This window comes from Aquibacillus sediminis, assembly GCF_005870085.1.
GTDB lineage: Bacteria > Bacillota > Bacilli > Bacillales > Amphibacillaceae > Aquibacillus_E > Aquibacillus_E sediminis.
Genome location: NZ_SZNM01000004.1, coordinates 250,781 through 272,413, shown reverse-complemented (window position 1 = coordinate 272,413; position 21,633 = coordinate 250,781). Strand labels below are relative to the sequence as shown.

General features: G+C 36.0%; 26 protein-coding genes and 1 other RNA gene. 5 read left to right on the top strand and 22 right to left on the bottom strand.

Annotation, left to right across the window (positions count from 1 at the left end; genetic code table 11):
* Positions 1-58: 58 nt before the first annotated feature.
* The 10 genes from vrrA to FCI53_RS06600 all read right to left on the bottom strand — a co-directional run bounded on the left by vrrA (position 59) and on the right by FCI53_RS06600 (position 6,207).
* A complete protein-coding gene (gene vrrA, locus FCI53_RS06645; RefSeq protein ID WP_138417081.1) occupies positions 59-595 on the bottom strand; it encodes a VrrA/YqfQ family protein in 537 nt (178 codons plus the stop codon).
* A gap of 225 nt (positions 596-820) precedes the next feature.
* Positions 821-1,069, bottom strand: coding sequence for a DUF2584 family protein (locus FCI53_RS06640; RefSeq protein WP_138417079.1), 249 nt, complete (start codon positions 1,067-1,069; stop codon positions 821-823).
* 65 nt (positions 1,070-1,134) lie between these two features.
* Entirely contained in the window at positions 1,135-1,518 is a 384-nt protein-coding gene (locus FCI53_RS06635) for a DUF5365 family protein (protein WP_138417077.1), read from the bottom strand.
* A 144-nt stretch (positions 1,519-1,662) separates the two neighbouring features.
* Positions 1,663-1,884 (bottom strand): YozE family protein, encoded by a 222-nt coding sequence (locus FCI53_RS06630; protein WP_138417075.1) that lies wholly within the window; start codon positions 1,882-1,884, stop codon positions 1,663-1,665.
* A gap of 635 nt (positions 1,885-2,519) precedes the next feature.
* Positions 2,520-3,272 carry a twin-arginine translocase subunit TatC gene (tatC, locus tag FCI53_RS06625; RefSeq protein ID WP_246050033.1) on the bottom strand — a complete coding sequence of 251 codons (753 nt, stop codon included), beginning with the start codon at positions 3,270-3,272 and terminating at the stop codon, positions 2,520-2,522.
* Positions 3,273-3,528: 256 nt separating this feature from the next.
* Positions 3,529-3,717 (bottom strand): twin-arginine translocase TatA/TatE family subunit, encoded by a 189-nt coding sequence (locus FCI53_RS06620; protein ID WP_138417073.1) that lies wholly within the window; start codon positions 3,715-3,717, stop codon positions 3,529-3,531.
* A gap of 21 nt (positions 3,718-3,738) precedes the next feature.
* Complete coding sequence (gene tatA / locus FCI53_RS06615; protein ID WP_138417071.1) at positions 3,739-3,933, bottom strand: twin-arginine translocase TatA/TatE family subunit; 195 nt, start codon at positions 3,931-3,933, stop codon at positions 3,739-3,741.
* A gap of 123 nt (positions 3,934-4,056) precedes the next feature.
* Entirely contained in the window at positions 4,057-4,548 is a 492-nt protein-coding gene (locus FCI53_RS06610; RefSeq protein WP_138417069.1) for a dihydrofolate reductase, read from the bottom strand.
* Positions 4,549-4,565: 17 nt separating this feature from the next.
* The gene (locus FCI53_RS06605; protein ID WP_138417067.1) at positions 4,566-5,525 is read right to left on the bottom strand and encodes a thymidylate synthase; all 960 of its coding nucleotides are present in this window, start codon (positions 5,523-5,525) and stop codon (positions 4,566-4,568) included.
* A 22-nt stretch (positions 5,526-5,547) separates the two neighbouring features.
* On the bottom strand, positions 5,548-6,207 hold the full coding sequence (locus FCI53_RS06600) for an anthrax toxin lethal factor-related metalloendopeptidase (protein WP_138417065.1): 660 nt from the start codon (positions 6,205-6,207) through the stop codon (positions 5,548-5,550).
* Positions 6,208-6,464: 257 nt separating this feature from the next.
* Here FCI53_RS06600 and FCI53_RS06595 point away from each other — a divergent pair, with 257 nt between their 5' ends.
* The 3 genes from FCI53_RS06595 (at position 6,465) to FCI53_RS06585 (ending at position 8,612) form a co-directional block, all read left to right on the top strand.
* Positions 6,465-7,514 (top strand): C40 family peptidase, encoded by a 1,050-nt coding sequence (locus tag FCI53_RS06595; RefSeq protein ID WP_138417063.1) that lies wholly within the window; start codon positions 6,465-6,467, stop codon positions 7,512-7,514.
* Between the two features lie 397 nt (positions 7,515-7,911).
* Positions 7,912-8,112: a cold-shock protein gene (locus tag FCI53_RS06590; protein ID WP_138417061.1), complete on the top strand. Its 201-nt coding sequence runs from the start codon at positions 7,912-7,914 to the stop codon at positions 8,110-8,112.
* 107 nt (positions 8,113-8,219) lie between these two features.
* The gene (locus FCI53_RS06585; protein WP_138417059.1) at positions 8,220-8,612 is read left to right on the top strand and encodes a ribonuclease HI family protein; all 393 of its coding nucleotides are present in this window, start codon (positions 8,220-8,222) and stop codon (positions 8,610-8,612) included.
* On the opposite strand, the gene FCI53_RS06580 is transcribed toward FCI53_RS06585, so the two are convergent.
* The 12 genes from FCI53_RS06580 to FCI53_RS06525 form a co-directional block, all read right to left on the bottom strand.
* Positions 8,609-8,887, bottom strand: a complete 279-nt coding sequence (locus FCI53_RS06580) for a DUF6123 family protein (protein WP_138417057.1) — start codon at positions 8,885-8,887, stop codon at positions 8,609-8,611. The two genes, FCI53_RS06585 and FCI53_RS06580, sit on opposite strands and share 4 nt — an antisense overlap.
* A 225-nt stretch (positions 8,888-9,112) precedes the next feature.
* Positions 9,113-9,622: an isoprenylcysteine carboxyl methyltransferase family protein gene (locus FCI53_RS06575; RefSeq protein ID WP_138417055.1), complete on the bottom strand. Its 510-nt coding sequence runs from the start codon at positions 9,620-9,622 to the stop codon at positions 9,113-9,115.
* Positions 9,619-10,707 (bottom strand): type III polyketide synthase, encoded by a 1,089-nt coding sequence (locus FCI53_RS06570; RefSeq protein ID WP_138417053.1) that lies wholly within the window; start codon positions 10,705-10,707, stop codon positions 9,619-9,621. The genes FCI53_RS06575 and FCI53_RS06570 overlap by 4 nt, the downstream gene beginning before the upstream one ends.
* Before the next feature lie 272 nt (positions 10,708-10,979).
* Complete coding sequence (locus FCI53_RS06565; protein ID WP_138417051.1) at positions 10,980-12,488, bottom strand: carboxypeptidase M32; 1,509 nt, start codon at positions 12,486-12,488, stop codon at positions 10,980-10,982.
* Between the two features lie 6 nt (positions 12,489-12,494).
* Positions 12,495-13,628, bottom strand: a complete 1,134-nt coding sequence (locus FCI53_RS06560; RefSeq protein WP_138417049.1) for a THUMP domain-containing class I SAM-dependent RNA methyltransferase — start codon at positions 13,626-13,628, stop codon at positions 12,495-12,497.
* 158 nt (positions 13,629-13,786) lie between these two features.
* Positions 13,787-14,174, bottom strand: an RNA gene (gene rnpB, locus FCI53_RS06555) — RNase P RNA component class B.
* Between the two features lie 95 nt (positions 14,175-14,269).
* Entirely contained in the window at positions 14,270-14,569 is a 300-nt protein-coding gene (gene gpsB, locus FCI53_RS06550; protein ID WP_138417047.1) for a cell division regulator GpsB, read from the bottom strand.
* A gap of 62 nt (positions 14,570-14,631) precedes the next feature.
* Positions 14,632-15,198: an SLOG family protein gene (locus FCI53_RS06545; protein ID WP_138417045.1), complete on the bottom strand. Its 567-nt coding sequence runs from the start codon at positions 15,196-15,198 to the stop codon at positions 14,632-14,634.
* 140 nt (positions 15,199-15,338) lie between these two features.
* The gene (locus tag FCI53_RS06540) at positions 15,339-15,785 is read right to left on the bottom strand and encodes a CotD family spore coat protein (RefSeq protein ID WP_138417043.1); all 447 of its coding nucleotides are present in this window, start codon (positions 15,783-15,785) and stop codon (positions 15,339-15,341) included.
* 205 nt (positions 15,786-15,990) lie between these two features.
* Positions 15,991-16,350, bottom strand: a complete 360-nt coding sequence (locus tag FCI53_RS06535) for a DUF1798 family protein (RefSeq protein ID WP_138417041.1) — start codon at positions 16,348-16,350, stop codon at positions 15,991-15,993.
* Between the two features lie 31 nt (positions 16,351-16,381).
* Entirely contained in the window at positions 16,382-16,702 is a 321-nt protein-coding gene (locus FCI53_RS06530) for a hypothetical protein (RefSeq protein ID WP_138417039.1), read from the bottom strand.
* Positions 16,703-17,359: 657 nt separating this feature from the next.
* Positions 17,360-18,298 (bottom strand): DUF2515 family protein, encoded by a 939-nt coding sequence (locus tag FCI53_RS06525; protein ID WP_138417038.1) that lies wholly within the window; start codon positions 18,296-18,298, stop codon positions 17,360-17,362.
* Positions 18,299-18,436: 138 nt separating this feature from the next.
* Between FCI53_RS06525 and recU the strand changes: the two genes are divergently transcribed.
* Together recU and FCI53_RS06515 are read left to right on the top strand one after the other, a co-directional pair.
* Positions 18,437-19,027, top strand: coding sequence for a Holliday junction resolvase RecU (gene recU, locus FCI53_RS06520; RefSeq protein ID WP_138417035.1), 591 nt, complete (start codon positions 18,437-18,439; stop codon positions 19,025-19,027).
* An 18-nt stretch (positions 19,028-19,045) separates the two neighbouring features.
* Positions 19,046-21,628, top strand: a complete 2,583-nt coding sequence (locus tag FCI53_RS06515; RefSeq protein WP_138417033.1) for a PBP1A family penicillin-binding protein — start codon at positions 19,046-19,048, stop codon at positions 21,626-21,628.
* Positions 21,629-21,633: the final 5 nt, after the last annotated feature.

The window sequence follows — 21,633 nt, the reverse complement described above, 5'->3', positions numbered from 1 at the left end:
ATTTCTATTTTGTCTTATTCTTTATCCTTTCCCTTAAAAAATCAAGTAGTCTGCACCACTAGATATATAATTTAGGTGTTGATACTCCTTTAGAATTGTTCACTTGCTTCTTTCTTTCATTTGAATGGTGAGGTGTTACTTCTGTTTCTATTTTATTAAGATTATCATTCTCTATCTTTATAGTATGGTCAGATTCTTGATCTAATTCATATTCTTTTTTATCATTTTCATTATTTTCATCGATTTCGTCACTGTCATCATTAAAAGCCTTAATCATTCTTATCATAGCAGGTAAATTTTTTACCATTGGACCGTATTGTTGAACGATTGGAGCTGCTGACTGTGCCATTTGTAATACTTGTTGTACGTTCCCAAGCATATTGGTAATTCCACCACCTGCAGAAGCCCCAGTTGCAGCTTGTGAAAATCCAGGGTTTAAGAATTTTTGCATCAACCCTTGAATTCCACCACTTTGTACACCTGATGGAACATTCATTGGTGGTTGAAAATTTCTGTACATGAAGTGACCTTGCCCAAAGTGGTTCGGATTTGAAAAAGTTGAAAATGGTGATGGAACTTGTCTTGGCTGCATCATATCTTCCACCTCTTTTACATCGTATTTACTTTATAGTACGCAGGACAGATATAATAAGTGTAGGCAAACATAATCATCCATAACAAAAGAACTTTTACCGACTAGATTAGGTGGTCTGTCGTTATGCCACCCGTTCCACCTAACACAACAAAAGAGAGTAGACAAATGGTGTCTACTCTCTGTAACAGGTTTTTAGGCATTTAATTGTGTCTGAACAAACAGCATTTAATTAACATTCTGTAAAGAAATGAGTTGGTAGTTACAAATCGTTTCGTTATTTTTCCATACCAATTCAATAATCTTAGCTTTTCCAACCAAATTGGACTGCTGATAACGGTGTAGATCAATCACTGCATCGATCGGAAATAATTTATATCCTGGAAATCTTACTTGGAATAAATTGTTCGCTGATAGCAAACGTTCTTCCCTTCCCATCGTGATCAATTTCCATTCAACAGAAAGAGGCATTGACATGGACACCCCTCCAACATGGTATGGTCAAAACCTTTAATCATTTTATGCACTGAGTGAAAAAATGATTACATATAAAAGGTGCTTTCATGAGGATGATAGGAAGAATCCATCTCACCGCTAAAATCACTTAATTGAAATGGAAAATTAATTTCATACTTACGAAGAATAGCAACATTTTTATTAAAAGCTGTTTGATATTCTATCAGCGACTGATTTGATTTCGTCAATTCTTCCAAAATCGTCGTGATCGTTTGGATTGCCGCTGTTACTTCCATAATTTCTACCAAACTTAAATCATGAAGATTTGGTACAGTCAGTAATTCAAACTCTTTTAATTTTTGTATGTATTCTAAGGAAAAGAAACAAGGAAAAATCTTTTCATATAAGTAGTCAATTAACTCATTTACATATTTGTGTTGCTCTGAAGTTGATGCTGTGATAACTTTCATGGTTTGCCTCCTAGCTTAGTAAACCCAACGCTTGGATCAGGTGAAATAATATTACCTTTATACACTATACCATGTATTTCACATGATTATTAAGGTGTAATTATTGGCAATAGTAGCTGAAGATCTTGTTCACTCTGTTGAAACTTAGCTTTCTTCTGTTGCTAGATAATCATCCCAAAGCTGATCAAACACCTGTACAGCTTCTTTAAAGGGGATATTCCATTCAAGGTACCTACTAATTTCATCATAGGAAGTGGATTGTTTTGGAAAATCATGATCGCGAAACATCCATTCAGCTAGTTTACTTTCATTTGTTTGTTGTTTGGCACCTCGATACCGCATCATATATTGATAAAAAGAACGCATCTATTCTCACCTCACTATCGTTTTCTTCATAAGCACTGCTTGTTAATGCGCATTTGCTATATTATGCGACATTACTTTCGTATTTTGCTTTCTAATATTCTGGTTGGAATAAGTGTTATACCACTCGCTACGGCAGAATACTCCGCTTTCCATGGGCACGGGCCTCAGCTAACTTGGTAAAGAAAACCGCTTTACCAAGTGGATCTTCGGCTCGTGCTGTTCCCATGGGAGTCTCCGTATTCTGCCTTCGCTGCTATAAGTTTTCTGATTAGTAATAGATGTAATACTTTATAAGATAATAAAATAAAGAATTTACTGCAAGGTTACGTTAAAACATGCCAATTAACAAGAACATGTTAATTAACATAAAAGGTATATTATATAATTTTTATTAAGCAAAGCACTGTAAAACTTCAGAATACTGGAAAAAGCGGAGGAAATACACGGAGACTCCTATGGGACTAGAGGCATCGGTGAGACCCCGCAGTGCGACAGCGCGAGGAGGCTCACCAGCCCCCATGGAAAGCGTAGTGTATTTCCGCAGCGCCGTTCAGCACTCACCATATTAAGAATGGACGGGATTCAAGTTATGTCGCATAATATAGCTTATATGCAACTAACAGCCTTTAAGAAAATCAATCATGCAATGCTTCCTCTTGTTTCTGTTGTCGTTTTTTATAAACAATCCGTGATAATACAATACTAACTTCATAGAGAATGATCAATGGTATTGCTACAACAATTTGCAAAATAAAATCTGGTGGTGAGATCATTGTACCAATGATGACTAAAACAAAATAAGCATACTTTCTCGTTTTCGTTAAAAACTCTGGTGTTACAATACCTAAGCTAGTTAAAAACATGGTAATGATTGGTATTTCAAATAAAATCGCAAAAGGAATCGTTACCCTAAATAAAAAGCGAAAATAATTCTCCACACTAAACATAACATCAAACATACCATCATTTAATGATAATAAGAATGGAAAAATTAGTTCCACAAACACAAGATAACCAAACACTAATCCACTAATAAATAGGATAAATATAGCCGGGATATACGCTAGAGATACCTTTCGTTCTTTTGGCGTCAAACCTGGTTTAACGAACAACCATAGTTGGAAGCATAGGAAAGGAATGGTTCCAATAGCAGCAACTAGGAATGCCATTGTAAAGTAAACCCAAACAATTTCACCAGGTCCTAGAAAGTTTAAGTTCACCTCTAAACCACGAACAAAAAAAGATTGTATATCTTTAACAAATATAAGTCCAATCGCCATACATAGAATAAATACAACCGCAGTCCAAATCAAACGATTTCGTAATTCTGAAAAATGGTCAAGGTAATTCATTTCCTCTGTTGTACTTTCTTGTTTACTGTCTGACAAGAAGCTCTCCCCCCTTTTTTAAATTCCGTTTTTTGTGTGTTGTATGTATTGTTGCTGGGGATCGATCTGGATCCTAATTGCACTATTCACCATTTTGTAACGAACGACTTTACTCGCCTTTAATCAATAGTGAAACAGCGGTTCAGCTTCCAATGCAGATGCTATGTTTTTAACTTCAACTCAACTTATAATCTATAGCAAAAGCTTCCGATTAGAAAACAAGATGTAAGGTTTAGCCCCTTACACCTTGAATAAACTACTGATTATTTTTATCTTCTACTTTTTTGGATTCATCATCATTCATGATATCATTGGTAGCTTTTTTAAATTCTTTAAGGGAAGTTCCAACCGCTTTACCAATCTCTGGTAATTTAGAAGGGCCAAACACAACCAATGCAATAATCAATATTAAAATTAATCCTGGAAATCCAATACTACTTAGCATCTCACATCACCCCATCAAGCTTTATTTAGAATCAAGCTTTTTTTGTTCACCCTTGACTTCATTCTCTTCCTCTGTTAGTTCACGTGCTGAATTTTTAAATTCCTTTAATGTTTGTCCAGTTGCTTTACCAATTTCGGGTAATTTCTTTGGACCAAAAACGATAAGCGCTATAATTAAAATCAAAATTAAGCCCGGAATTCCAATTGTAGCTGGCATTATCTCACCCCAATGTTTTAAAAATAGACTTGATATTTTTTTCCTTCTTATTGACCATATGTATCAATGTTTCCCTATCATAGTAACATGTTTTTGTGTCATTGTCTTACATGAAAGCCCTCGTTAGATTTTCCGATCCAATTGAATAAAATAATAATCATATTGGTTTTTTTCATTTTTTATACCTTTTTCCCTCTTGACTTCCTGCCAGTTATTTTCATCAAAACTCGGAAAGTACGTATCCCCTTCGAAGGTTTCATCAATATACGTCATATACATTCGATCAGCAAATGGTAATGTCTGTTTAAATAACTCGGCACCACCAATAATAAAATACTCTTTTTCAGGATTTTCATTATTCCAATTTATAATCGTGTCAATCGAATGAATGACCTGACATCCCTCTTGTTGGTAAGACTTGTCGCGAGTAAGAATAACATTTTCCCTGTTAGGTAATGGGCGATTAATTGAATCAAACGTTTTTCTTCCCATAATGATCGTATTCCCAGTTGTTACTTGCTTAAAAAACTTTAAATCGTTTGGCAGTCTCCATGGTAAATCATTGTTAGAACCAATCACTCGATTTCGGTCCATAGCAAATAATAATGAAAGCATATATCCTCCTTGAATTTTTACACAGCTACAGGTGCTTTTATTGATGGATGCGGGTTATAGTCAACGATTGTCATATCTTCCATCTCAAAATCAAATACAGATGAAACGTCTTTGTTCAGTTCTAGTTTAGGCAAGGCTCTAGGTTCTCGGTTAAGTTGTGTTTGAACTTGATCAAAATGATTGGAATAAATATGAGCATCTCCAAGTGTATGAATGAATTCCCCTACTTCTAAATTACATTCATTTGCAATTAGATGGGTTAATAAAGCATAACTAGCAATATTAAAAGGAACACCAAGAAATATATCGCCACTTCGTTGATAAAGTTGACATGAAAGCTTGCCATCCGCAACATAAAATTGAAACATCGTGTGACATGGTGGGAGTGCCATATTACCTGGTACATCCTCTGGATTCCAAGCGGTTACGATATGACGGCGGGAATCGGGATTATGTTTGATCGCATCAATTACTTGCTTCAACTGGTCAATCGTATCCCCTTTGGATGTTTGCCAAGCCCGCCATTGTCTGCCGTACACAGACCCTAAATCCCCATATTTTTCAGCAAATGTGTCATCAGTTTTAATTTTAGTTTTAAATTTATCCATTTCATCCATATATTGTTTATGAAACTCGGGGTCTTGTTGGCTTCTTCTACCAAAATCCGTCATATCCGGACCTTGATATTCATCACTTTTTATCCATTTTTCAAAAGCCCATTCATTCCAAATATTGTTATTGTGCTCTAATAAATAACGGATATTCGTATCCCCTTTTATAAACCATAACAACTCACTAGCGATTAAACGAAATGGTACACGTTTCGTTGTTAAAAGCGGGAATCCATTGGCTAAGTTAAACCTCATTTGATAACCAAAAACAGATCGTGTCCCTGTTTTGGTACGGTCTTCTTTTGTTGAGCCATTTGTTAATACATGTTTGCATAAATCCAAATAGGCTTGTTCATCTGTTGTCATTCGTATACTCCTTTCCTGATCCCTATAACCCATAATAATTACGTTCAATGGTATCAGTCTTTAATGTTTGTAGTTGTTGAAACAATTGATAAGTAAGAGGTGTGATTTGTTTCATTTTTTCTTTGGAATCTTCATCATAGTAATACAAAGCGAACATTTCTGCAAAATATTCTGATGGATAAGTTGTAAAATAATCGTTATCAGGAAAATAGATAGTTACTTCTTTTTCCCATGCCATCTGAATAGCTGTAGCATATGTTGGAGAAGTCATTAATAAATTATACACGGTATGGCCAATTTCATGTAACTCTAAATTTTTAGAACCGTGTCCATTTCCAGGATCACTCGCTCCAATTTTAGCGGATATGAGCCAATTGCCCCCTGACCCAGGTATGTTTTCCCATGTTGTTCCCTCTCCCCTGCCACGAGGTTGATTCCAATTCAAATAATATAACAGCGGTTCATCAGTTAAAGCACCTTCAAAAAGTCGTATCTTTACATTCTGTTCCACTAAGAGTTTTAACACTGATCGATCGATTTGATTAATCCGACTCACCATGTCGAGGACCTCTTGATATTGATTCGATTGATTAGGAACGACCACTAACTCTTGTAATAGATCAGCATTCGATAATTTCTCAATTAGACCGGTAGTCACTTCCCCCATTGCTTGATGCAGCATAATCCCGTGGAAAGGCTTTGTAACTGAAGTGAAAGGAACGATTAAGAAAAAAATAATGAGTATACACTTCAATTTAAATTTTTTCATAATTGAAGACTAAAGCATGTCTAGTCCCCTTTTCCCCTATAATAATTCATGACGTGGTACTTTTATTGTAACATACATATTACAGAAATATTTCGTTTTTCAGATCATTTCATATTTTGAAGATTCCAACATAATACTTGTTAAGAGATTAGATTAGGAAGGGGATTTGTATGCTTACAGACGCAAATGTACAGCATGTTGTTAAACATTCAATGGCCTATGGTTTTGCGTTAAGTCAACCATTCTCCTTTTATGTAGATGCCTACCCAATGTTAGAAAACAAAGTAATCGAAGATAGCAAAACGCTTTATTATGGTCAACATAATGATGGTGTGAGAGTTCTTCAACAAAAATTATCGAAGCTTTCCTATTTTGATAAATCCATCGATGGTGAGTTTGGGGTATTAACTGAATACGCGCTTAAAAAATTTCAACATGAACACGAATTAACTGCAAGCGGTCAAGCCGACCGAGCAACCATTATAACATTAATTACAAAGGAAAGAGAAAAATATCTAAAGCCTTTACTAGAGTTAGAACATGTCTATCAACCAGGTGAAAAAAGTGACGATATCAAGAAAATTCAAAACGCTTTATATTACTTTGGTTACTATACTGAGGAAATCGATGGAATTTTTGGGCCGATGACACAAACGGCACTAAAGGCTTTTCAAAATGATTACGGCATCGAAATTAAAAATGAAATCGATGAAGAAACGATTCAACGTATGGTTGCTGCTGAACAGAGCCAAAACGAAACAGAACAGGAACAAGAAATCGAACATTTAACGATGAACGAAACCGAAGAACAGAAAAACGTTCCGAAAGTTAAATCAGTGTCAAAACAAAAAGCATACGATCCCTCCACACTTATAAAAAAAGCAAAACAACATATTGGAACACCATACAATTGGGGAGGTACTTCACCAAATGGATTTGATTGTAGTGGTTACATCCAATATGTATTTAAAGAGATAAATATTGACCTTCCTCGAAGTGTCGAAGAGATATGGAATGCGACAAAACCCGTAGACAAATTATCGGTTGGAGATTTTGTTTTTTATGAAACCTATAAACCTGGTCCTTCCCATATGGGTATTTATCTTGGCGATCATAAATTTATTCATGCAGGAACTTCTTCAGGAGTCGAGATTGAAGATATGCGTGGTTCATACTGGGAAAAAAGATATTTAGGGGCAAAAAGAGTAGTTGGTAAATAAGTTACTTTGGTAAAAGCTTATGTTTGAATTTCTATATCTTTGAAGTCTAGATCTAGGCCTTACTCACTAGAGATCTTAAGACAATTCTCTTTGTGGTAAAAAGCTATATGTCGAGGATTGTCTTAAGCTTATCTAGGATGAAAAAGCACTCACCTATTGTATTTATTTTTTTAAAATTCGTTGCATTCTATGTATTGACTCAACTGGTAAAATAAGCTATATTTGAATCAAGCAAAGAAGATGTATGGATTCATTTAAGTACAGGTAGCTTCAGATAGAAGTGCAATGGAATTAGAATCCAGCGCTTCTAACTGTGGCTACTTTTTTATTTAGCTCGATCGATCATCTTGTTTGTATTACCACGTTTTACGTGAAAGTTTTTAGGAGGATATTTAACATGCAAAACGGAGTAGTAAAATGGTTTAACGCTGAAAAAGGTTATGGTTTCATCCAACTTGAGGAAGGAAACGATGTATTCGTACACTTCTCAGCTATTCAAGAAGAAGGTTTCAAATCTCTAGAAGAAGGTCAACAAGTTACTTTTGAAATTGTTGAAGGTGAACGCGGACCACAAGCAGCTAACGTAGTTAAACAATAAATTGGTTTTTAAAAAGTGGTGATCACTTATGATCATCACTTTTTTGTTTACAATAAGTGTTAGATCAAACACAAGAGTCACAACTTTAGCATGAAAGAGGTTTGCATATGATTGAAGTCTATACAGATGGAGCGGCTAGTGGTGACCCAGGCCTAAGTGGTGCTGGTATTTATATCAAAAACGGTAATGAACAGATGGAATTTTTGTATCATTTAGGGTATTTGTCAAACCATGAAGCAGAATTCCATGCTGTTATTAAGGCACTACAAATTTGCAAGCAACAGTTCCCTAACGAAATCATTTCACTTCGTTCTGATTCTAAATTAGTGGTCGACACAATTGAAAAAGAATTCACAAAAAATCCAACATTTAAGCCACTATTAGCAGAAATACAGAAAGGGATACAAAGCTTCCCTTACTGCTTTATTAAATGGATCCCAGAGAAGCAAAATAAAAATGCTGATCGTCTTTCGAGAAAAGCAATCCATATCCAAGATTAATCAATCACAAAACCAAGTTGTTTTAAAAACTTAAATGCTTCTTGCTCTGTTTGAATATTATTTTCATCGAAGAGTTCTAACAGGCTTAAAAAAAAGCTCCGATCAAAATCAAATTGCAGGGAAATCGTTACATTGATTGCTAAAATAATTTTCCAATCATGTGCATTTGTATAATTTTTTCCAAAATAAATAAAACGTACTTCTTCATCTTTTAGTTTAAAGCCCTTTGACCATAAATCTTCTAAATAATGTGCTAACTTATATGTATTGTTCATAAGGATGCCACCTAAAAATCTAAAAGTTGATGTCAAAAAAGCCTGATAAAATGACAGATCGGTGTTTTAAGTTGGGTTTGATGTTCCTGTCCTTACGAATGTTAAAACATCGTTAAGATCCTAAGGGTCTACATTGCCTAAAACTTCTCTATCCATATTATCCTTCTTTTTTAACACGCAATTAAAGTTGATAAGGTTAGTATAATTTAAGAATGATCCGATTGTCTATGACTTTTTGTGACTACATTGTATAAGGACTTTATTTTCTACTGGAATTCTTTTTGTAAGTAGGATCAGATGTAATAGTGGAAAGATAATTGCTAAAACATAGGCATGAAACATGATTGGAATGATGAATAATTCAATAGCTACCACGACATAATTTGGGTGCTTCATGAATCGATATGGCCCCTTCTCGACTAAGCGCGCTCCTGGTAAGATAATAATTTTCGTATTCCAAAACTTCCCTAAAGAGACAAGACACCAAATACGTAGCAATTGTGTGACCAAAAACAGCCCAAATAGTACTGGCGAAAATGACTGTTGAAAATCCCCTTCCACTAATAAGGCCAAAAAGAACAAACTATGAACTAAAATAAACCATTTATAATGATCTTTCCCCACTTCATATGCCCCTTTCTGGTACATCCATTGCTCATTTCTTTTGGCTATGACTAATTCAATCAATCGTTGCAAAACAAGAAATGCAAACAGATACCAAAGCCATCCGCTCAATCCGACCACTCCAAACTTAATAGTTCTGAACTAAATCCAGGTCCGAGTGCTGATACGATTGTCTGTACCCCTGGCTGGATTCGTTGTTCCATTACCCTTTTTAATACATGGAAAACCGTTACTGACGACATATTTCCATGATCGTTTAACACTTGATAAGAAAACCGAAATGTATCCTTTGATTTATTTAAAGCGTCTTCCATTGCTTGTAACACTTTTGTTCCCCCAGGGTGGGCAATGAAAAATTGTAATTCATCTAACTGTATGTCTGTAGTACGTAAAAACTGTGTTACATGTTGTTTCCATAAAGTTTCGACTAATTTTGGTATACTTTTAGCGAAAATGACTTCAAACCCAGTGTTGGCGATATCCCATCCCATTACATCAAGGGTATTTTTCTGTAAGTGGGAACTAGTCTTCGTTATTTGTGGTGAGGGTCCTTTTATATATTTTCGATTACTCGATTCACTTCCAGCAACTAACATGGCGGCAATTCCATCTCCAAATAAAGCTGTCCCAACAAAATTACTTTTGCTTGTGTCATTTTTTTGAAATGTTAAACTACACAGTTCAACGCTTACAATTAATGCCGTTTTTGTAGGATTTGCTTGTAACCAATCATGTGCACGTGCCATCGCACTTACACCCCCGGCACAACCCAACCCCCATATCGGTATCCGGACAACATCCTCACGAAAATGACGCTCATTCATTAAGTAGGCGTCAATCGACGGAGTTGCAAGTCCTGTACTTGATATAAAAAAGATCGCATCAATCGCCTCGTAAGTAATTGGTTCTTCTACAAAGTATTCATTCGTTAGACAGTGGTCCATTGCTTTGATACTATGTTTAATTGCTTCGTGTTGATAGATCTTATTTCTCTCAGCGAACGAATGATCTTCTGTAAACCATTGTTCAGGAACAACAAATTGTCGCTTCGATATATTCGCATGATCAAAAACTTGCAGTAATCGTTGTTTTTCTCTTGTAGGTCTCGGAAAAATGGTTTCTACTAATTGTTTCACTTCATCTTGTGTTTTTTGATATTCCGGTAGACTTGTGCCAATCGAACAAATACACGCCATATGCAACACCACTTTTTTTATTAGTCTGCCTCCGATATGGTTTGTACATACATTTGGTTACGAGAAAATTATTATATTTTAATTAAGATAGCTTTGCGGTGAAAATCTTGATATGTATGGAGAAAGTGTGTCCAACCTCTTAATTCATGGTAAAATGAGGATATTTAAGGGATTTTCACCTGTTAATTTACTTTTTTAACAACTGAAACCACGAAAGGCAGCAAGTAACATGTACTTGCTGCCTTTCGATCTAGATAGAGCTAAACTATGTTTTAAAATTGATAAATTCCTTGATATTTATCTGTTAAATAATTTACCAGATATTGCGGATTTAATTCTTCATTTGTAACATCTTTAATAATTTGTAAAGGTTTTTTCATTTTTCCGTATTGGTGAATATGGTCGGTTAACCAATCTTTAATTGGGCTGAACTCCCCATTTTGAATTAGTTTATCAATGTCTAATTCAGTGGATAGTTTATGGTAAAATTGAGCTGCATACATATATCCTAATGCGTAAGATGGGAAGTAACCAAAGTCTCCACCAGACCAATGGATGTCTTGTAACACGCCCTCTTTATCAGAAGGTGGTGTAATTCCTAAATATTCTTCCATTTTCTGATTCCATAACTTCGGCAAATCTTTTACTTCAATCTCATCATTAATTAAAGCTTTCTCTAACTCGTAGCGAATCATAATGTGAAGTGAATAGGTTAACTCATCTGCTTCAATTCGAATAAACGAAGGTTTCACTTCATTAATTGCTCGATAAAAATCAGAAAAAGCTACATTTTCAAACTGTTTTGGTGCATAATTTCTAAATAAATCATAATGATTTTGCCAGAACGCTTCACTTCTGGCAATAAAGTTTTCCCAGAATAACGATTGGGACTCATGTATACCCATCGATGTTCCAGTTGCAAGTGGTGTTTGCGCAAGTTTTGGGCTAATGTTCTGCTCATAGAGTGCATGACCACCTTCATGAATCGTGCCAAAAACAGCCATACGGAAATCTTCTTCATCATATCTTGTTGTCACTCGTACATCATTTGCATTTAAGGCAATTGCAAATGGATGGATTGTATCATCAAGTCTTCCTGCATCAAAGTCATACCCCATTCGATTCAAGATCTGTAAACTAAATTGTTGTTGATCTTGCTTAGGAAAGGGCTGTTGCAACAAAGAAGGATCAGGTTTATTTGTTGCTTGATTAATTTTTTCTACTAATTGACTTAACGACGTTCTTAGCTGTGCAAATTCATTATCTAATATTTCTGTTGTTACTCCAGGCTCATACATATGTAGCAATGCATCATAACGGTTGTTTTCATATCCCCAATAATCTGCAAACTTTTTGTTATAGGCTACCAGTTTTTCTAAATAAGGTTGTAGGAGCGAGAAGTCTCCTTTTTCACGCGCTTCTTCCCAAACTGATTCCGATTTTGATTGGATCATAATAAACTCTTTATATTCCTCTTCAGGGATTTTTCGGTTCCGATTATATTCCTCTTCACATTCTTCCACCGCTTTTTGAATGATTGGATCCTCTGTCTTTCCCTTCAATCCATCAATGTACTGTTTCATCTGATCAGAAGTGGACAAGTTATGTAACTTTTGCGATAAAAATCCGACTACTTCAGATCGTTGTTCCACCGCTTTTTTTGGTATTTTGGTGCGCAAGTCCCATTGAATTAGGGTTAAGGATTCTTGGTAGGCGCTTTGTTCTTTGAGTAGTTCCAAAAACCCCGTTTCTAATTGTTTTACTGTAGCCAATCTCTCCATCTCCTTTTAGCTATGCTTCCCAAAATATTGGTAGTAGTCTGTTTTTATAAATCCATTAAATAGTTTTCGTTTTTTTGTTGCTTGTTTACCATACAAGCTTTCGAATTTCTCATTCGAAGTTAAAATGTAGACACTCCAAGATGGATGTTGCTTCATTGCTATCCCTAGATCTTGATACATTTTTTCTACTTCTGGTTTGTCTCCTAGTCGTTCCCCATAAGGAGGGTTTCCAATTAAATAGCCATTTTCTTGTTTTGGGCTAATATCTTTTACTTGCATTTGTTTCCAAATAACCAAATCCCCTAGTCCTGCCTCAATTGCATTGTCTTTGGCAATTTCAACCATTTTGTGATCAATATCAGATCCAACAATGGTTAACGGTTGGTCATAGTTAGCAAGGTCCTCCGCTTCTTCAAGTGCTTTCTCCCAGTTTTTGTTTCCAACAAGGGACCAACCTTCAGAAGCAAATTCACGATTAAAGCCAGGAGCGATATTTTGACCAATCAATGCAGCTTCAATTGGAATAGTTCCAGAACCACAGAATGGGTCAACGAATGGAAAATCGGCTTTCCAATTGGTTAGTTGGATAAGCGCAGCAGCCAACGTTTCTTTTAGTGGCGCTTCCCCTTGACCAACACGGTATCCCCGTTTATGTAGGCCACTTCCTGAGGTGTCAATGGTTAACATTGCAACATCTTTAAGTAAGGATACTTCAATGCGATAAAATGCACCAGACTCCTTTAACCATGAAGCAATTCCATATTTACGTTTCAATCGTTCTACAACCGCTTTTTTGACGATCTTTTGGCAGTCGGGCACACTATAAAGCTTCGATTTGACGGACTTCCCAATAACAGGGAACTCCCCATCTTCTTCAATGAAGCTTTCCCATGGTAATGCTTTCGTTTTTTCAAATAACTCATCAAAGCTCTTCGCTTCGAATTGCCCTACTAAAACTTTTACTCGATCTGCAGTTCTTAACCATAAATTACATCTAGGTATTGCAGATACTTCTGCATTAAATTGAACTCGACCATTTTCTACCTTTAGATCGGTATATCCTAATGCTTTTACTTCTTGTGCTACAACTGATTCCAATCCCATTGCTGCAGTTGCGATTAATGTTACCTCTTGATTCATAACGGCACTCCTTTATATGTATTGACCGTACAAAAGTCTATATTACTATGCTATCCTTTGTCTATTATCCCATTCTTTACAACATAAAAAAACCCTTTCCAAAGCTAAACTGACTTTAGAAAGGGTACTGTTTTATCGAAATAAGGACCAAATGAATGTTTTGTAAGCCATGTTCTGTACTTTTGTACTACAAACGGTGGTCAGCCTCGTACGCCAGTAGTAATCATCTGTCTACAAGCTAGTTGCTTGTCCCTTTTTCGGTTGAATTCCCTAATCAAGGATGCCCCTACCAATATTTGGGTTGCTCACTCGTGGGGTTTACCTCGTTCCACTCAAGAAGTTTCCTTCCTGACTCCGTCACTGTGGCACTTTCAAGGTATTCATACCATACCTCATAAGAGACTTAGGTATTTTCCCTGCCGTTAACCAATCATGGTTACCTTGACTTATGATTTCGTCAAGCACGAACACTACAAGCATCTCAGCCTGTGTGAGCATGGACTTTCCTCTACACGCTAAAGAAGCGTGCAGCGATTACTCAAACATTCATTCGCGTTAATCATTTTAATGTTAAATTGTTATTTCGTCAATAAAAACAGTTTAGCATAGATTCCAAGAAAAATCACTGGTAATTTAAGGAATTAAGAATCAACCACTTTTTTACCGAATACAGCTTTTTCTAAATTAGATAGCCGCTTAAGAATATCATAATTTACTTGATGACTACCAGTAGTAGACCTTGTTTTTGGCTGATCTGTGTTTTTCTTTAATCGATCATTTTCTTGTTTTAACCTCTCGATTTCATGATAAAAGTTTTCATAATCCTGAATGACAATATCTAAAAATTCATCTACTTGTTCTTGGTTGTAACCACGCATTGCCGTCTTAAAGTTTTTCTCTAATATATCTTTACTATTTAATTGAATGCGATCTAGATACATTTTTTATTCACCTCATATCTCACACAACTTAATCTTTATTTTTTCAAATTAAAGCTCAAATGTCAATCATTGTTCCAATAATTGGGATCCTGCTCCATTAATTCCTGTACCGTTTCCTCTAAATCAAACGGTGTAAGTGTATAGCTGGCATATGTATTTCGTTCTACTGCTTTTTTTGCTTCTTGTAAAAAGAATCTGGTACTTCCAGGGTATTCTTCGTCAAGAAGTACTAAACATGCTTCACTTTTTTCAATTAACCACTTGTCCCTTGCTTTAAATTGATAAGGCCCCTTGTATTCATCACGATAGAGGGGTTGATGAAAATCTGCAAGCATTGATAATTCTTGGGATATTGCTTGATAATGTTCAGGCCATCTTTGGTCATGATTTTCAAACGGTGGAATTATACCTAATTTAATATCATATTCTTCTTTTAAATCTAAGATAACTTCACCCGTCCATAATTCGACCCCCATTTGGCCTGATACTAATACCCATTCTAATCCCTCCTCTATATACGATATTAATCTGTTTTTAATGGCTTCTTTTATAATCGCAATTTTTTTATCGTTTGGTTTAAATATATTCAGTTCCATTGGTTTATATCCTGTTACGGTAAGGATTTTCATTATGATTCCCCTTTAGAAATTACCCTTCTTTCATAAACTATATCAATTTTTTAGAAAAGAGTCCTAAATTATGTACGCAATGATATTGATTGATCATAAAAGGAAGAGCTGGAATAAGACCAGCTCTTCTTGATGCATTGTTATTTCTTTGGTCCTCTAAATCCACCTGGAACGTTCGGAGAACCTGGAGCTACATTTGGTCCCATCGGTGGCATAGGAGCACCTGGCCCTGGCATTGGTCCAGCTTGCGGTGGTACCCCTGGTCCTGGCATTGGTCCAGCTTGTGGTGATACCCCTGGCCCTGGCATTGGACCTGCACCGACATTTGGTCTTGGTGGTCTTGGGACTTGATAAGAACCACCATATACATCGACGCTTTCAAACGTACTATCATAAGAAGTGGAGTGTGGATATACATGTGTGTTCTTCGTTAAATGATGGTTTACCACATTGGTATGCGAAGGGTGTACGTGTTTCACTTCGTTTTCACTACATGTGTGAACTTCATTATATTTGGTTGGATACACAACTGTATCCATCGGTTTTGGGCATCCACAATGCATTCCATAGGGTTTATGATGTCTCATAATTTTATGATCTCCTTTCTTTAGTAGATTCATTAATAACCTATGTAAAGAAAGAGAGACCTGTCTAAGACAGTTACCTAATTTTAGGATATTCCTTTAAAAAAGTTGGTGTCAGGGTGTTACCTCTTTATTGAAATAAACCCTAAGCGTTAGATTAAAACTTTTAAGCATTTACAGCAAGTTAAGCATGGAATCAATATTAAAATTATATTGATTCCAAGTCTTCCAACAACCTATCGAAAACATAATGGATAGAATGATGTAACTCCATATATCGCTTTCGTTTCACATCAATATAATAGCTATGCATTAACAATAATTCTAAATTTTCACTTGTTGATTCAATTTGTTGTGGGTGAACTTGAACCTTGCGATCTTTAACAAATGCTAAAGCCACTTCTTGCCATTGTTGAATCATCTCATAAGTTGGTGTGGTTTGATCCTTCACATACATGAAGAAATCTCGATCTCTTTTGTTTTCTGGTTTTTCGTTTGTTAAATATCTCGATTTTAGCTCATCTATCTTTAGTTGTAATTGATCCGTTAACTGTTTTAGTTCATTCATGTGGGTCCCGCCTTTCCCTTCTACTGTACCATTATCTGCGGGATAATTGTAATTTTTTGAACCAATGTAATAATGGAACTTGTGTAGTTGTGTCCTTTACAACAGGTTCTTTCTTATTTTGACTATGTTGTTTTAACTGTTTGATTTCTTTTCTTAAGTACAATAGTTCATCCTGTAACTCCTCGATCTCCTGACGATGTGCCAAAGTCATAGTCAACACAACATCATCTGCTTTGGTAGATAATTTTTGGTCTACCATACGTATGTCTTCCATAAGTTCTATATAAGCTTTTTCGAATTCTTGTTTAGATACATGCTTTTTTTCATCCAATGATCTCATTGCAACTCCCATTATCGATTCCTCCTCCTTAAAACTTTCTGTAATCACAGTATTCGCCCTAGTTTCAAACATCCCTTCACAGACGACAAAACTAGAAGAAAACAAACATTTTTAGTTAATTATTGCTGTATTTTTTAATCCGATTTGAACCAAACTACAAAATGAAGGAGGGTTTGACATGAGTAACAAAAAAGCACAAAGAAATGACAAGAAAAACGGCGTTAAACAACAAGAAGAACGTCGCGCAGGATTTGGAGACAAAAAATTAGAAGGACCAGACCGTCCTTCCACATAAGAAACAAGTAAAACCTTTGCTTTAGCGCAAAGGTTTTACTTTTACCCTAATTCTACCAGTTTCTAAAACTCTTTCGCCATCCACGTTGTTTTTATGTCGCATAAGCTGTATTATTCGACATAACTTTTTTGCAATCTTGCATTCTGATTGAAATAAGTGCTTTATCATCGTTCCGGCAGAATACTACGCTTTCCGTGGGCATGGCCTCAGCCCCCCCACGGAAAGCGTAGTGTATTGCCGCAGCGACTTTAAAGCACTCATCTTTTATTGGAAGCGGCGAGTTATGTCGTATAATACAGCTTATCTGTAGCAACAACAACTATAGAATAAAGCCCCTTATTACATGTGGTATGTGGTAGTAAAACGAAGCGCCATCAACTAAAAAAATTTTTCAGATGATACATGCCTTTAAAAGCTTGTCGTTTTCGATAAAAACTCTGCCAATCATTTTCACTTCCATCCATTGATACAGGTTCCCACCATTTATGTTTACAACCTCTCATTACATACCAATCTTTACGGATTTTATCTTGATGGGAAATGGCTGGATAAACTATTCGAAGAGTCGGATTACCAGTAAATTTAATTCTTGGATAAAAGTATTGCTCATAATCATATCTTGATCCAGTGTGTTCGGTATGGATGGCAAAATCGTACAAGGCTGGATAATAATCATCATGAAATAAAACTGCGGCTAACTTTTTACCTAATGTTATCCGCTTTGACGTACTACCAAAGTCATGAACATTGATTCCAAATGCATATCCACTCCGGCTAGGAAATAGTACTGTATTTAGCTGAAACAAATCTTGTATCACATAAGGCCAGTTACGAAAAACATGACGTTTAAAGAAAGGATGCTTCGTTACAGGAGATTGAATCACATTTTGTTCATTTATAATTAACGCTGTCATTAGTCTATCGGTATCTTGGTTGTACCAAAAATGAATCCATTCCCGTACCATAAAACGTGATATAGACAATTTCATTAATAAATGAAAAAGTGGCTGTTTTAATTGTGATGAAAGTTGATAAATGAGTAACTGGGGATAAGCGTCAGAAAATATAAGCCAATTAGCACGTTCATAAGTTGAAAATAGTTGTTTTCTTATCCTTGATGAAAGAATTGTTTTAAATGGCCTAGTTTGTAGGTCTGTCATATTCCACCCTGCATTTCGTGACACCATACTAGCTAGAAATGCCCACTTTATTTCAGGGAATAATCGATAAAAGGTTTGATATGCTTTTGTACGGGAAATGTTATCATAGTTAAGTTGGGTTGTTATTCTGTTAATATAATCCACATAATTCATTAAATACACCTACTTTGTGAACAGTATTTGCTAGTATTTATTATTGTAAACAAAATGTTACACAAAAATATAAACATTTTTATTCCAAGTCTTGATTGATTTTGGTATGATACTGTCATGCATAGGGGGAATACTATAATGAACTATCCGAATGGAAAAAAGCGTTCAACACATACTTCACGAACAACGAATCGGAGTAACACCACCTTTAGTAATAGGGGGATGACGCTAGAAAAAGATATTAATGATACCAATGACTATTATCTTAGTATGAATAAGGCCGTCATTCATAAAAAACCAACTCCTGTCCAAATCGTTAATGTGGATTATCCTAAACGAAGTGCTGCGGTTATAAAGGAAGGCTATTTCAAACAGGCCTCCACCACAGATTATAATGGGATTTATAAAGAAAAATATATTGATTTTGAAGCAAAGGAAACAAAGAATAAAACTTCTTTTCCGCTTGCCAATATTCACGAGCACCAAATCAATCATATGAGAAGGATTGTTGAACATGGTGGAATTTGCTTTTTAATCATTCGTTTTGCAAGTCTACAAGAAACGTATTTTTTCCCTGCTATGAAACTTTTTTCATATTGGAATCGTCAATTTAATGGTGGGAAGAAGTCCATTCCATATGCAGAAGTAAAACAATTTGGTATAGAGATACCACTACGCTTACAAGCAAAAGTAGACTATTTATCAGTTATAGACGAGCTTTATTTTTAGAACGGAGGAAGATGAGTTATGGCAAATCAAGGCCAATCTCGAACAGCAAGAAGAAAACAAAAGAAACAGCAGAAGAAACCAATTTGGAAAAAAATAGTATTAATATTAGGTATTATCGTACTCGTATCTGGTTTAGGGGTTGGAGGTCTTTTCGCTTATTATATTACGGATGCTCCAAAAATCGATGCATCCTTATTAGCAGATCCTGCATCAACTAAAGTATATGACATGCAAGGAGAATTATTTGCAGATTTAGGAACAGAAAAACGAACAAAGATCAGTTATGACGAGTTACCAGATGTTCTTGTCGATGCAGTGATCGCAACAGAGGACGCCCGCTTTTTTAATCATCATGGTATTGACTTAAGACGTATTGGCGGTGCAATTATCGCCAACATTAAGGAAGGTTTTGGTGCGGAAGGAGCTAGTACCATTACACAACAGGTTGTCAAAGGGTCGTTTTTATCAACGGATAAAAAGCTGGAACGAAAAGTGCAAGAACAATGGCTCTCACTAAAATTAGACAGACAGTATGAAAAAGAAGAAATTTTAGAAATGTATCTCAATAAAATCTATTATGGCGCTGGTGCATATGGAGTAGCAAAAGCTGCAGAAATATATTTTGGAAAAGATGATGTAAATGATTTAACTTTACCAGAAGCCGCATTACTTGCTGGTTTGCCACAACGTCCTAGTGCTTATGATCCATACACTAATCCCGAACGAGCTCAAAGTCGGATGAACACTGTATTACACTTAATGGTGCTTCATGGAAAAATTACAGAAGAACAAGCCGAGCAAGCTAAACAGGTGGATGTTGAATCGATGCTAGTCGATAAACGTTCCAATACAACACCATATGACTCCTTTATACAAAAAGTTGCAAACGAAGTTGACGAAAAGTTAGATGTTGACATATACAATGAAGGACTGGAAATCTATACAACGATCGACCAAGATGCACAACAGCATGTAGAATTCTTATTAAATGATAGTGAAGAAAACCCAATTCCTTACCCTGATGATGAATTTCAAGCTGGTTTAACAGTTTTAGATACAGAAACAGGCGCAATCCGAGCGATTGGGGGCGGGCATAACCGTAAAACTGGAGATTGGAACTATGCCTTCCAAGGGGATGGAAGACAACCTGGATCGGTTATTAAACCAATAACTGCCTACGGGCCAGCTATTGAAACAGAACAATGGTCCACCTACCATCAATTAAATGATGATGCTCCGATCCAAACTGCAAGTGGACCTATCCGAAATTGGAATAGGGAGTATCAAGGCTGGATGACTGCCCGCTATGCCTTAGAGTGGTCACTAAATGTTCCAACTGTTAAAACATTAGAAGAAGTAGGAACTGCAAATGCAGAATCATTTGCTGAGAGTTTAGGTATCGATCTTGAACCAATGTCATTACGTGATGCTTTTGGTGGTACCAACAATAATGTAACACCAATGGAGATGGCAGGAGCATATCGAGCATTCGGTAATGAAGGTATTTATAATGAACCGTATGCAGTTAAAGAAGTCGTGTTTAGTGATGGACGTTCACAGGATTTAACACCAGAACCAACATTAGTGATGTCTGATTATACGGCATATATGATTACAGATATGTTAAAGTCTGTTGTTACCGATGGAACAGGGACACAAGCTAATATTCCTGGTTTACACGTAGCAGGTAAAACAGGAACGACCAACTCTGATGATGGAGGTGTTCCAGATACATGGTTTAGTGGATATACCACGAATTATACGATTGCCGTTTGGACCGGTTATGGTTCACCAAGCAAAAGCATTCCTAGTGGTTCTGCTCGAAATATAGCCAAACTATTATTTAAAGACACGATGTCTCATATTTCAGAGGGGATCGAAACTCCAGACTTTGAGAAACCTAATTCTGTTGTAGAAGTTACTGTTGAAAAAGGATCCAATCCTGCTAAACTACCAAGTGATTACACACCAGAATCAGAAAAAGTTACAGAGTTGTTCGTTAAAGGAACAGAACCAACTGAGGAATCAGAAAAATTTGATCAAATTGAACCAGTTGAAAACTTAAAAGCTGAGTATGATCCAGAAGAGAATGTTATTACCGCCGAATGGGAATATCCAGAAGAAGTAGATACAATCTCATTTGAAATATCAGCCGGAACAGATGATGATCCAATGACTAAACTATCGACAACCAAAGATCAAACAATCGAAATTAGTAATGTTGAGAAGGAAACAACATATACGATTGAAGTAGTTGCTGTTAGTGATGAAAATGATGGCAATTCGAGTGAAGCTGTCTCCGTACAAATCCCTATAGGAGAGGAACCTACTGAGTCAGACGAAGACGAATTCGAGGAAAATGAATTGGATGAAGATGAGAATGAAACGGAAGATGATGAAAATAACCAATCCGATAATAATGGCCGCGGAAACTCCAATCATGATCAAAATGATGGAGAGAACAGTAACGAAAATGACGATGAGCAAAATGAGAATGTAGATAATGAAGATAGTGATCAAGAATCTGACGAAGAACAGTCAGGAACTGACGAGGTGATCGATGGATTAACTGGTAACCTTCTTGATGATGATGCTGCGTAAAATAA